Source organism: uncultured Campylobacter sp. (genome assembly GCF_938045625.1).
Lineage (GTDB): Bacteria > Campylobacterota > Campylobacteria > Campylobacterales > Campylobacteraceae > Campylobacter_A.
Genome location: NZ_CALIAV010000052.1, coordinates 1 through 12093 on the forward strand (window position 1 = coordinate 1; position 12093 = coordinate 12093).

Annotated in this window: 10 protein-coding genes, 1 tRNA gene and 2 pseudogenes; 5 read left to right on the forward strand and 8 right to left on the reverse strand. The window is 44.8% G+C overall.

The window, feature by feature from the left end:
- Positions 1-47: 47 nt before the first annotated feature.
- The 6 genes from Q0386_RS05125 to mraY all read right to left on the reverse strand — a co-directional run bounded on the left by Q0386_RS05125 (position 48) and on the right by mraY (position 5616).
- A complete protein-coding gene (locus Q0386_RS05125) occupies positions 48-236 on the reverse strand; it encodes a helix-turn-helix domain-containing protein (protein ID WP_299028008.1) in 189 nt (62 codons plus the stop codon).
- 172 nt (positions 237-408) lie between these two features.
- The gene (locus Q0386_RS05130; RefSeq protein WP_299028011.1) at positions 409-1302 is read right to left on the reverse strand and encodes a hypothetical protein; all 894 of its coding nucleotides are present in this window, start codon (positions 1300-1302) and stop codon (positions 409-411) included.
- Positions 1303-1313: 11 nt separating this feature from the next.
- Complete coding sequence (locus tag Q0386_RS05135) at positions 1314-2558, reverse strand: integrase arm-type DNA-binding domain-containing protein (protein ID WP_299028016.1); 1245 nt, start codon at positions 2556-2558, stop codon at positions 1314-1316.
- 432 nt (positions 2559-2990) lie between these two features.
- A tRNA-Phe gene (locus tag Q0386_RS05140) sits at positions 2991-3066 on the reverse strand.
- 143 nt (positions 3067-3209) lie between these two features.
- Positions 3210-4472: a UDP-N-acetylmuramoyl-L-alanine--D-glutamate ligase gene (gene murD, locus Q0386_RS05145; protein WP_299028019.1), complete on the reverse strand. Its 1263-nt coding sequence runs from the start codon at positions 4470-4472 to the stop codon at positions 3210-3212.
- A 79-nt stretch (positions 4473-4551) separates the two neighbouring features.
- Entirely contained in the window at positions 4552-5616 is a 1065-nt protein-coding gene (gene mraY, locus Q0386_RS05150; protein ID WP_299028022.1) for a phospho-N-acetylmuramoyl-pentapeptide-transferase, read from the reverse strand.
- A gap of 79 nt (positions 5617-5695) precedes the next feature.
- Here mraY and gpmI point away from each other — a divergent pair, with 79 nt between their 5' ends.
- From gpmI to accA, 5 genes are all read left to right on the forward strand, one after another.
- Entirely contained in the window at positions 5696-7174 is a 1479-nt protein-coding gene (gene gpmI / locus Q0386_RS05155; protein WP_299028025.1) for a 2,3-bisphosphoglycerate-independent phosphoglycerate mutase, read from the forward strand.
- 108 nt (positions 7175-7282) lie between these two features.
- Positions 7283-8026, forward strand: coding sequence for a 3-oxoacyl-ACP reductase FabG (fabG, locus tag Q0386_RS05160; protein WP_299028028.1), 744 nt, complete (start codon positions 7283-7285; stop codon positions 8024-8026).
- 79 nt (positions 8027-8105) lie between these two features.
- Positions 8106-8339, forward strand: coding sequence for an acyl carrier protein (gene acpP / locus Q0386_RS05165; RefSeq protein ID WP_299028030.1), 234 nt, complete (start codon positions 8106-8108; stop codon positions 8337-8339).
- A 19-nt stretch (positions 8340-8358) separates the two neighbouring features.
- Positions 8359-9567 carry a beta-ketoacyl-ACP synthase II gene (locus tag Q0386_RS05170; RefSeq protein ID WP_299028033.1) on the forward strand — a complete coding sequence of 403 codons (1209 nt, stop codon included), beginning with the start codon at positions 8359-8361 and terminating at the stop codon, positions 9565-9567.
- On the forward strand, positions 9567-10508 hold the full coding sequence (accA, locus tag Q0386_RS05175) for an acetyl-CoA carboxylase carboxyl transferase subunit alpha (protein ID WP_299028036.1): 942 nt from the start codon (positions 9567-9569) through the stop codon (positions 10506-10508). Before Q0386_RS05170 ends, accA begins: the two co-directional genes overlap by 1 nt.
- A 309-nt stretch (positions 10509-10817) precedes the next feature.
- On the opposite strand, the pseudogene Q0386_RS05180 reads toward accA, so the two are convergent.
- Positions 10818-11569 (reverse strand): annotated as a pseudogene (locus Q0386_RS05180) (transporter substrate-binding domain-containing protein).
- 129 nt (positions 11570-11698) lie between these two features.
- A pseudogene (locus tag Q0386_RS05185) lies at positions 11699-12093 on the reverse strand (radical SAM protein); the annotation flags it as partial.

A 12093-nucleotide genomic window follows, 5' to 3' on the forward strand; every position in this document is an offset into this window, starting at 1 on the left:
AGTCTGAATAAAGCCCTTTTTCGGTTTCGTTTTCAAAAGCTTTCATATTACGCGCCTTTGCTCATAAAAAACGCCTCTACCTCGGAGGGGTCAAAAAAGGTAATATTTTTACTAAACTTTATCGGCTTAAAAAAGCCTTGCTTGGCAAAATACCACACCGTGCTTAATCCTATGCCGTAAATCTTGGCGATTTGCGACGCTCTTAAATACTTCGGTTTAACTTCGTGTGTTTTCACGCTTTACCCTTTATTATTCGTATTATCTTTGCAAAGATTAGGCTAATTATGGCGCAAGGCTAAAAATAATGATAGAGTGAAATATCAGCGCGCTCGTGATGAGGTTTTTAAAAAACTCGGCGTGTTTTTGTGGATATTTTAAAAAACCTCCGCAAAGTTTCGTGGAGTTTTTTTAAAGAGTACTAATCGGTTTGTATGGTTTGCCCTTAAATACGTGGTCGGCTATGTTTTTAATAAGTGTTTGTAGGATTTTAATATCTTTGGTTAATTCTATCGTTTTAATTTTTTGCGTCGCGTTATTCTCATAAATGGATAATATCCTATCGCAAAAAAGACTTATCGCGTGGGTATTAGTAAATTTTTCCATTTGCTCGCAGCGTCTAATTTCGGCTTTTATCGCTTCTTCTACCGCCTTGGCGCTTTCACGTCCGTTTATTAGCTTAATTGCGCGCTCTTTGTCGTCTCGTCTAAAAAAATTACGCTCTTTTAATATGCCCCACAAAAGAAGTAAATCGTCGCTGTCGTTTTCGCCGTCTAGCTCGTCGTAAATTTCTTTTAACGCTTTTAGATGTTTTTGTAGTCTTAGGGCTTTTTTATCGGCGTCCGTGCGTTTGCGAGTTTTTAAATCTCTCGTGTTATTTCGTTTTGTGATTTGATAGATTAAAAATACGTAATCGGCAATTATGCGCCAAATCCAAAATATTATGAAATGTCTTGTAGTGTCCTCTTTATTCTCGCCGATAACGTCCAAAAACATTAATCTACACTCTAAATCGGTTATTATGCCCTCGCTTACGTTTTTAAAAGGGGTTTGAGTGTCGTCAAAGCCTAATTCAATATTTTTAAATGCTTCCGCTACGGTTTCCGATATTTTATCTTTGAGCGTTAAAATACCCATTGCGGCTAAAATAATTTCTTTGGGGGTTTTGATTAAATTGACTACTCCTGCGTTAAAAGCCTTAATTCTTGCATCTGTTTCTTTTTCTCTCTCGGCTTCAATGGCGTTTAGATCTTTGTCTCTATTTTTGCCCTTTGCGCTGTTGCCTCGCGTTTTATTCGCTGCCATTTTTGCCCCCTTTAATTATCTTTTGTGTCTAATACGTAACCGCTCCACCAGTCAAGCAAGATTTTAAGCTCGTCCAAAAAATCGGCTTTTTCCGAATAGCTTAAATCTACTTTGTCGCCGTGTAGGTGGTCCAACGCCTTTTTAATAGCCTCTTTGCTTACTCCGTGCTTTTGCATATTGTTAAACACCTGCGTCATAAATATGCCTCTTAGGCTATGCAAAGTTACTACGCGCCCCGTTTGCCTATCTCTAAAATCAAAGCCCTTGATCGCATTCGTGGCGGTGTCTTTGTGGATATGGTCGGTAAAGTGGGAATTAATAAAGACGTATTCGTATGCCCTGCTTAATTTCGCCTGGTCTTGCAATATGCGCATAACCTCATCGCTAATCGGTAATTTGAAGTCGCCTATCTCGCTACGCTTGATTTTTTGCTCGGCTCGCGGTATGGTTAATAGTCTCTTTTCAAAATCCACGTATCGCCACTTTAGGCGAGATAATGGCGCGGCTCTTAACGGCAGGTGTAGGCATAACTTCATCGCGTTTTTAATCGTCTCAAAATGAGGGTAATCGTAAATAGCGTTAAAAAATGCTTTTAAGTCCTCGCGCTCGGTAAGTTTTGCGTAATGCTCTACTTTAGTTTTGGGTATGAGCGTTTTAGCGTCGATATTTGCCATAATGTTAATTTCGGCGTAGCCGCTTGATACTGCGAATAAAAAGACGCGGTTTAAAATTTGATTGATTATTTCGGCTGTTTGGGGCGTCGTCTTTGATATTTCTTTTAGTATGCTCGCTATCTCGCCGTGGGTTATGCTTTTTATGTCTCTATCTTTTAGGATCGGCATTACGTGGTTTTCTATGCGTCCGCGCTTGGTTTTGAGCGTTTGGGGCAAAACGTTTTTAGCTTCAATCTCTAGCCACTCGCTAAAGACCTTTTCAAAACTGCGGTTATGGTCGCTTATTCTTTGAGCCTTGGCGCGCTTCTTGTCCGTTACCGGGTCTGCGCCGTTCATCACTAGCTTTTTAAGCTCGGTTCGCTTCTCTCTTGCCTCGGCTAGCGACAATGTAGGGTAATTACCTAGCCCAGTGCTATTTGGTTTGCCGCTATCCGGGCTAACAAAGGAAAATACCCAACGTTTGCGCCCGGTCTTGCTTACTATTAGCCCTAAGCCGTCGCCGTCCGTGAGCTTGTAGTCTTTGTCTTTAGGCTTTGCCTCTTTGATTTGCTTATCGGTAAGCGGTTTTACTATCCTAGCCATTACGCTTTAATCCCCTAAAATACGTTATTTGAGATGATTTAAAAATATTTTTTGGAGTTTTTGGGTCAAAGTTCGCCGCAAAAATACTTTTAAAATCGCCGCCGCGTGCTCGCTAAGTGCCTAAAATACGTGGTATGATGAGGTTTAAAAATATTTTTCGCTATTTAAGCTTTAAAAATACCTATTTTAGGCGTTTCAAGCGTTTAAAAATATTTTTTGGGGTGCTTTGTAAGCCCGATAAATAGGGCGTTTGGAGAGTTTTAAAAATATTTTTTCGCTTGACTTTTAGAATTTTGCCAAAAATACTTTTAAAATACTTTTAAATCTTTGGCTTTGCCTGATTAGTTTAGACTGTTTTTTAGGGGGAAAATCGCTCAAAGTCCGTATTTTAGGGGGTTTTAAAAAGTGCTTTAGATTGTAAAAAATAGGGGATGGTGGTTAGAGGCAGAATCGAACTGCCGACACGCAGATTTTCAGTCTGCTGCTCTACCGACTGAGCTATCCAACCACGCTGTTAAAAAGAAATGTGATTTTAGCCACTTGATACTTAAATTTTGGTTAAATACGTAAAATTCGGCTCTTTTTTAAAATATAAAATTTGCTTCAAAGGCGGTTGCCTAAATTTAGCGGCTTTGCGGCGCATATACCGTGTTAAATTTGCAAATTTAAAATCGCTTTTTTAAATTCATCCCCGCGCTCCACATAGCTGCTAAACTGATCTAAGCTTGCCGCAGCAGGGCTTAAAAGCGCTATTTCGTTCAAATTTTCACTGTTTTCGCTGGTTTTAGCGACTCCGTCAAATTTGAAATTTTTATTTATCTCGCCGACTGCGACGCTTAAAAACTCGCATTTTACGGCCGGGATTTTAAACTCAGCCGCAAGCTTCATTAGCTTGTCCGTATTTGAGCCGATAGCGTAAATTTGCGCCTTAGAGCCGCGCAAGGCCTCAAAAAGCGGCCGCATATCTACGCCCTTATCGTCGCCGCCGAGAATCAAATGCAAAAATTTGCCCTCATATCGCTTTACGGCTTGGATGCTTGCGTCGATGTTGGTCGCCTTCGTGTCGTTGACCCACGTTCTGCCTCGTGCGTCGCGAAATTCCTCGAGCTTGTTGCCCTCGATGACAAAGCCGTTTAGTAGCCATGCGTCGCACCTATCGAGCAGAATTTTCTGGATAGCAAGCGCTAAAAGCGCATCCGTTAAAAACGGTGTTTTAAAGGCGATATCACATAAATTTACACCGCAAAAACGGGCCAAATCCGCCTCGTTTTCGTAGCTTACAACTTTTGCTTTAGTAGGCGTATTGGCGTAAATTGTAGGCAGGATCGCGACCGTGTTTTCGCCCATCGTTGCTAGCGGTTTTAGCTTGGCGCGCTCATACTCGGCAAAGTCGCCGTGCCAGCTGAGGTGATCGGGCGTGATAGGCAAAAGTGCGTAGATGCCGGGCGTCGCGGCGTTTGTGTAGTGCATAGTAAAAGAGCTGGTCTCTAACACCCAAATTTTAGCACTTGCGTCCAGGTCTGCGAGCGGAACGCCGACGTTGCCGCCCATGACGGAGCCGTAGCGAGCCAGCAGGTGTTGCGTCATCTTTGTCGTCGTGGTTTTGCCGTTTGTGCCGCTGATCCAGACGGCAAAGGGCATCTTGTCGCCGTAAATTTTGTAAAAATAGTCGTATTCGCTGATGAGATTTTGCGCGTTTTTAATTAGCTCGTGGCTCGGAGGAAAGCCGGGGCTTGGGATCTCGAGGTTGCTTTTTTCTGGTAAGAAAAGGTTTGGCGGTAGTAGAGTGTTGCCCCATTCGTCGCTTGAGATCTCGCTAAATTTATCGTCGTAGATGTCCCAGCCGCCGTCTTTTGCGAAGTTTTTCGCGATCGCTCGCGTCGTGCCGCCGTAGCCAAATAGCGATTTTCTCATTTTCTCCCCTTTGCCCGTAAAATTTGCGTTATATTATCGGCGGCCAGCTCGGCTATTTCACCGTTTATTCGGTTCAAATTTACCTGATTTTGAGTGCGGTCATGGCGATCAAATTTGCCAAAACGGCGATGAGCCAAAACCTCACGATGATCTTGTTTTCTACCCAGCCTTTTATCTCAAAATGATGGTGTATCGGCGCCATGAGAAAAATTCTTTTTTTAAAAATCTTAAAGCTTCCGACCTGCAAAATCACGCTCAAAGTCTCCATAACAAAGACGAAGCCGATGATGATGAGCAGGATCTCGTTTTTCGTCATCACGCCCATGAGGCCGATATATGCGCCTACGCTCAGGCTCCCGCTATCGCCCATGAAAACCTCGGCCGGATGGCAGTTAAACCACAAAAATCCCATCAGCGAGCCGATTAATGCGGCGGCCACTACGACTGTCTCGCCTACGCCCGCGATCTTGGGCAAAAGTAAATACGAGCTAAACACCGCGTGCCCGCAGATGTAGGCAAATACGCCCAAAGTCAGCAGTGAAAATACCGCAGGCACCGTAGCTAGCCCGTCTAGACCGTCGGTTAAATTTACCGCATTTGATGCTGCGACGATAACTAGCGTCCAAAAGGCCACCGCAAAAACGCCTAGATCAAGCACGGGAAATTTGTAAAACGGTAGGTAAAATTTGCTCCCCAGCTCGCCGTTAAAATATAGCACCGTCGAAACTGCCAGAGCGATTAAAATTTGCGTGGCGAGTTTGGCTCTGGGGCTTAGTCCGTCGTGGTTTTTGCCGCCTGAAATTTTACGAAAATCGTCTTTAAATCCAAGTGCGGTAAAGCCTGCTAGACAGATCAGCGAAGCAAGGACGAAGACGTTATCAAGGCGCGCGCAAATCACGCTAGCAAGAAGTGCGGCTCCGATAAAGACTAGTCCGCCCATCGTCGGCGTTTTGGCCTTTTTTTGGTGCGTTTGCGGGGCTAGCTCATAGATGGGCTGGGCCGCGTTTTTGGCCTTTGCCCACGCGATAAATTTAGGCAGCGCCCAAACGGTCAAGCAAAATGCGATAAAAAACGAAAAGCCCGCGCGAACGGTGATGTACTGAAAGATATTAAAATTTAAAAATTCATAAATATAGTAAAACATAAAAGCCTTTATTTAAAAAAAAACTAATTTTAGTATAATGCCGTTAAAAAATATCTAAATTTAAGGCGAAAATTTAAAAATGGCGCAAAAAACTATTTTGATGATCACAGACGGTATCGGATATAACGAGAGTAGCGAATTTAACGCATTTGCGGCGGCAAAAAAGCCCACATACGACTGGTTGTTTAAAAACGTGCCAAATACGCTAATAAAAACCTCGGGCCTAGCAGTGGGCCTACCTGACGGACAGATGGGAAACAGCGAGGTCGGACATATGTGTATCGGCAGCGGGCGGGTTTTGTATCAAAATTTGGTAAAAATTTCGCTCGGTTTTGAAAACGGCTCGCTAGCCAAAAGCGAAAAGCTTTTAAATTTATTTAAAGCTTGCAAACGCGTTCACGTCGTCGGACTCTACTCAGACGGCGGCGTGCACTCGCACATGAGCCACTTTGACGCGATGTGCTCTCTTGCGGTCGCAAACGGCTGCGAGGTATGCGCTCATGCGATAACCGACGGTCGCGACGTAGGCCCGAAAAGCGGGCTGGCTTTCATAAAATCACTGCAAGAAAAGGCGCAAAATGTGGGCTTTAAGCTAGCTAGCGTTAGCGGTAGATTTTACGCGATGGACCGTGATAAACGCTGGGAACGCGTAAAAACGGCCTACGACGCGATGATGCAAGGAGAAAACACGCAAACCGTCTCGCCGCTAGAGTACATCATGCAAAGCTACGAGGCGGGCGTGACGGACGAGTTTATAGTGCCGGCTAGTTTTGGCGGGTTTGAGGGGATAGGCGAAAACGACGGCGTGATATTTATAAACTTTAGAAACGACCGCGTGCGCGAGATCGCGGCGGCTTTAGGCGATGAAAATTTTAGCGAATTTGCGCGCCCGTTTGTAGTCAAAAATCTACTCACGATGACCGAATACGACGCAAATTTCGCCTTTCCAGTGCTATTTGAAAACGAAAAGCTAAAAAATACCCTTGCCGAGGTCGTTGCAAACGCGGGCCTAACGCAGCTGCACACCGCCGAGACCGAGAAATACGCGCACGTGACGTTTTTCTTTAACGGCGGCGTCGAGGAGCTCGCCCAAAACGAAACGAGGGTGCTGGTGCCAAGCCCTAAAGTCAAAACCTACGACGAAAAGCCCGAAATGAGCGCGCAAGCCGTGTGCGATGCGGTATTAAAAGGGATGGATGACGGACAGGATCTGATCGTGGTAAATTTCGCAAACGGCGATATGGTCGGCCATACGGGCGAATTTGGTGCGGCAGTCAAGGCAGTCGAGGCCGTGGATGCGGCGCTAGGGCGCATCGTGGCAAAGGCCAAGGAGAAAAACTACGCGCTAATCATCACGAGCGACCATGGCAACTGCGAGCAGATGAAGGACGCGCAGGGTAATTTGCTAACCAATCACACGACTTTTGACGTATTTTGCTTCGTGATGGGCGAGGGCGTAAAGGCGGTAAAGGAAGGCGGTCTAAATAATATCGCCGCGAGCGTTTTGGCGCTAATGGGTATCGAAAAACCGGCCGAGATGGACGAGGCACTGTTTTAATACTATATAAATTTTAGGTAAAAGGCTTTTTAGCTTTTGTCTGATAAAATGCAAGTAAAATTTGAAATCAAGTAAAATGCAAGTAAAATTTGAAATCAAGGAGAAAAAATGAAATTTAGCGGAAAAAACGTGCTAATCACCGGCGCAAGCCGCGGTATCGGCGCGCAGATAGCCAAAACCCTAGCGCAAATGGGACTAAAAGTCTGGATAAACTACCGCTCAAAGCCCGAAATAGCCGATGCCCTGCAAGCTGAGATCGTAGCAAACGGCGGACGGGCCGCAGTGGTAAAATTTGACGCGACGGACGAGGATGAGTTCATAAAGGCGATAAATTTGATCGCGGACGCCGACGGCGAGCTGGGCTACCTCGTAAATAATGCCGGCATCACGAACGACAAGCTCGCGCTTCGCATGAAGACGGAGGATTTTACCGGCGTGATAGGCGCAAATTTGACCTCGGCCTTTATCGGATGCCGCGAGGCGCTAAAAGTAATGAGCAAAAAACGCTTCGGCGCCGTCGTAAACGTAGCCTCGATCGTGGGCGAGATGGGTAATGCCGGACAAGCTAACTACGCTGCGAGCAAGGGCGGAATGATCGCGATGAACAAAAGCTTCGCCAAAGAGGGCGCGGCGAGAAATATCCGCTTTAACTGCGTAACGCCGGGCTTTATCGAGACTGATATGACGAGCGAGCTAAGCGACGAGATCAAAAAAACATACAGCGACAACATCCCGTTAAAGCGATTTGGAAGCGCTAGTGAAGTGGCCGAAGCTGTGGCGTTTTTGCTAAGCGATCACGCTAGCTACGTCACGGGCGAGACGCTAAAGATCAACGGCGGACTATATATGTAAGCGCGTAAATTTGCGTTTTTGCGAAAGTTTAAGCTAAAATATATTAAAATCACGAAATTTTTATTTTTAGGAGAAGAAAATGGCAATATTTGATGACATAAGAGACGTAGTAGTCGAGCAACTAAGTGTGGCTCCTGATGCAGTAAAACTTGAGTCTAAGATTATCGAAGATCTAGGCGCAGACTCGCTTGACGTAGTTGAGCTAGTTATGGCTCTTGAGGAGAAATTTGAGGTTGAGATACCTGATAGCGACGCTGAGAAGCTGATCACTATAAACGACGTCGTAAGCTATATCGAGAAACTAAACAAATAAGTTTTTGTAAGGAGAGATCTTGAAAAGAGTCGTAGTAACCGGGATTGGGATGATCAACGCTTTAGGGCTCGACAAAGATAGTTCATTTAAGGCTATCTGCGAAGGTAAAACCGGCGTAAAAAAGATAACCTCTTTTGACGTGAGCGATTTTCCAGTTCAGATTGCTGCCGAGATAACGGACTTTGACCCGCTTAGCGTTATGGATGCTAAGGAGGTTAAAAAGGTCGATAGATTTATCCAGCTTGGATTAAAAGCTGCTAAAGAGGCTATGGCTGATGCAAATTTCGGCGAATTCGACGCTGAAAATTTCGGCGTTAGCTCGGCTGCCGGCATAGGCGGCTTGCCTAATATCGAAAAAAACTCCAACATCTTACTTGAAAAAGGCTCAAGGCGAATTTCTCCATTTTTTATACCTTCTGCGCTAGTAAATATGCTAGGCGGCATAGTTTCGATAGAGCACGGTCTAAAAGGGCCCAATATCTCTAGCGTAACGGCATGTGCGGCATCTACTCACGCTATCATCGAAGCGGCTAAAACCATCATGATCGGCGAAGCGCAAAAGATGCTAGTCGTAGGATCTGAGTCTACGGTTTGCGGTGTAGGTATCGGCGGATTTGCGGCCATGAAAGCGCTTTCTACTAGAAACGACGATCCTCAAACAGCATCAAGACCTTTTGATAAAGATAGAGACGGCTTTGTCATGGGTGAAGGAAGTGGCGCACTCGTGCTTGAAGAGTATGAAAGCGCTAAGGCTAGAGGGGCTAAAATTTATGCCGAGGTGGTCGGTTTTGGCGAGAGCGGCGATGCATATCACATCACTTCGCCTTCACTTGAAGGACCGCTTTCTGCGATGAAAAAGGCTCTTAAGATGGCTGGAAATTTGCAGATCGATTACATTAATGCACACGGTACCTCAACGCCAACTAACGATAAAAATGAAACCGCTGCTCTAAAAGCTCTTTTTGGTAGCAATGTACCACCGGTTAGCTCTACCAAGGGGCAAACGGGACACTGCCTTGGCGCGGCTGGCGCGATAGAAGCAGTTGTATCTATAATGGCTATGCAAGAAGGTCTTATACCGCCTACGATAAACTACGCAACCAAAGACGAGGAGTGCGATCTAGACTATGTGCCAAACGTGGCTAGAAAAGCTGAGCTAAACGCCGTTATGAGTAACTCTTTTGGATTTGGCGGTACGAACGGCTCTATTATATTTAAGAAGATATAATGGCAAGTTATCTAGACTTTGAACAAGGTATCAAGCAAATAGATGATGACATCGCAAATGCAAGAATTCGCGGCGATGAACATGCGGTAGAAATTCTAAATAAAAATTTAGAAAAAGAGACCGCTAAAATTTACAAAAATCTCAACGAGTTTCAGCGCCTTGCTTTAGCTCGTCATCCAGATCGCCCTTATGCTATCGACTACATCAAAGGCATGATGAGGGATTACTATGAGCTTCATGGCGATAGAGCGTATCGCGACGATGGAGCGATAGTTTGTTTTATCGGCTATATAGGCTCTAAAAAAGTCATCGTAATAGGCGAGCAAAAAGGGCGAGGAACCAAAAATAAACTAAAAAGAAATTTTGGTATGCCTCATCCAGAGGGTTATCGCAAAGCCTTGCGAATAGCTAAGATGGCTGAGAAGTTTGGACTTCCTATACTATTTTTGATCGATACTCCGGGCGCGTATCCGGGCGTTGCGGCTGAGGAGCGCGGTCAAAGCGAAGCGATAGCTAGAAATTTATTTGAATTTGCAAATTTAAAAACTCCGATGATAGCCGTCGTTATAGGCGAGGGCGGAAGCGGCGGAGCACTAGCTATAGGCGTAGCCGACAAGCTAGCTATGATGCGAAATTCAGTTTTTTCGGTTATCTCGCCGGAGGGTTGTGCGGCTATACTTTGGAATGATCCGTCAAAACAAGAGCAGGCTACAAAGGCGCTAAAAATAACCGCTGACGATCTAAAAAGCTTAAATTTGATAGACGACGTTATAGAAGAGCCGATAAACGGCGCTCACAGAGATAAAGAAACTGCCGTAAAGGCGCTTGCAAGCTATTTTATAACTGAGCTAGATAAACTTGAAAAGCTAAAAGTGGATGAGCTTTTAAACGCCAGAATAGCTAAAATCTTATCTGCAGGCGCATTTGAAGAGGGTAAATAGCGCTAAAAAATAGTACTCTTACAAAAAGTTGCTTGAACTTTTTGTAAGTTGCTTATTTATTTTTGAATTATTTAAATTTATACGAGTCTTACACAAAATATCCGTAAAACCAAAAATAATCTTACTAAATTTAGTTTAACGACTTCCTAGCGCCAAAATACCTGTTTTATGGTTTTATGTTGTGTAGAAAAGTTATAAAAATAGTATTTAGTAAATGCATTTGGGTCAAAAGATGGTTTGAAAAATAAATTTGGCCACATAAATTTTAAATTTGTAAATTTAAAATTTACCCGCCCGCCGCTTTTTGGTTTATTCTGAAATATCCTTATCAAAATACTTCATCGAGATCTCTTTTAGCTTGCCTTCGGCTCGTAGCTCGTTTAGGGCCTTGTTTATCGCTTCCAGTAGTTCGGCGTTGCCTTTATGTACGACTACGGCCGTATACATCGTGTCCTCGCCCGCAACTATAAGCTTTATAGGCGCTTTTGGGTGTTGCTTTTTGTAGTCGTAGAACATCACGGCGTCGTCTATCGTGTCGTCGGCGCGCTTGGTGATTATGAAATTTATCTGGTTGTTTGGGTTATCGGCTACGACGAGTTTTGCGCCGTATCTTTCGACGGTTGGGATCCACTTACTATTTACCGAGTGCGTCGAGCGCTTGCCCTTTAGATCGGCAAAGCTCTTGATATCGTCGTTATCCTCGTGCACGATGATTTCCGAGTACGAGGTCATGTATGGCACGGAGTAGTCGTACTTTTTCTTGCGCTCTTCGGTGATGCTTACTTGGTTAAATACGGTGTCCGCCTTGCCCGCGTCAAACGCCGCTAGCATCGCGTCCCACGAGGCTTCTATAAATTTAGGCTTTAGGCCTAGCTTGTCTGCGACCGCTCTTACGATCTCTACGTCGTAGCCCATCAGCTCGTCTTTTTCGTTATGAAACAAAAACGGCGAATACACTCCCTCGGTCGCGATAGTGATCACGCCATCTTTTTAATCTGCTCGAGCGATTTTGCGCTGGCTAAATTTAAACAAACGGCAAGCGTCGCACCTAGTTTTAAAATTTGTCTTAGCTTCGTGCTAACTCCTTTTGTGAAATTTGAAAATATAACCTTAAAAATCGCGATCGTGATATAAATTTAAATTTGACGGACCGATAAAAAGCCGACAAAACCCGCCGTAACGCAAAGCCCTTATCCTTCGCAAAGCTTACCGCACGCGTCGGCGCGACATCTGCTGCAGTGAGTCATTTGGTGAATGGAGCCGCCGATTAGCTTTCGCATGTTGCGAATTTCTTCATTCGAGGGTGATTTGATATTTGCAAAAGGGGTGCCCTGCACGGGGATCATCGCCATGCAGTTCATGATATCGGCTTGCCACTCTTTGGCTTTTTTTGCGATTTGCGGGACGTGATCCATATTTACGCCGGGGATTACGACCGTATTGATCTTTACGATCATACGGGCTTCTTTTAGCTTGCGAATCCCTTCCTCTTGGCGCTCCCCAAGAATTCTAGCGCCATCCTCGCCGTGGTAAATTTTGTTTTTGTGGCGCACCCACGCATAAATTTTGCCGCCTACGCCCGGCG

What these genes read in the sequence shown, in the direction of transcription:
- murD (WP_299028019.1), bottom strand. Translation starts at nt 4,472, where the DNA reads ATGAGAAAATCGCTATTTGGCTACGGCGGCACGACGCGAGCGATCGCG.
- acpP (WP_299028030.1), top strand. Translation starts at nt 8,106, where the DNA reads ATGGCAATATTTGATGACATAAGAGACGTAGTAGTCGAGCAACTAAGT.
- gpmI (WP_299028025.1), top strand. Translation starts at nt 5,696, where the DNA reads ATGGCGCAAAAAACTATTTTGATGATCACAGACGGTATCGGATATAAC.
- mraY (WP_299028022.1), bottom strand. Translation starts at nt 5,616, where the DNA reads ATGTTTTACTATATTTATGAATTTTTAAATTTTAATATCTTTCAGTAC.
- accA (WP_299028036.1), top strand. Translation starts at nt 9,567, where the DNA reads ATGGCAAGTTATCTAGACTTTGAACAAGGTATCAAGCAAATAGATGAT.
- fabG (WP_299028028.1), top strand. Translation starts at nt 7,283, where the DNA reads ATGAAATTTAGCGGAAAAAACGTGCTAATCACCGGCGCAAGCCGCGGT.
- Q0386_RS05130 (WP_299028011.1), bottom strand. Translation starts at nt 1,302, where the DNA reads ATGGCAGCGAATAAAACGCGAGGCAACAGCGCAAAGGGCAAAAATAGA.
- Q0386_RS05135 (WP_299028016.1), bottom strand. Translation starts at nt 2,558, where the DNA reads ATGGCTAGGATAGTAAAACCGCTTACCGATAAGCAAATCAAAGAGGCA.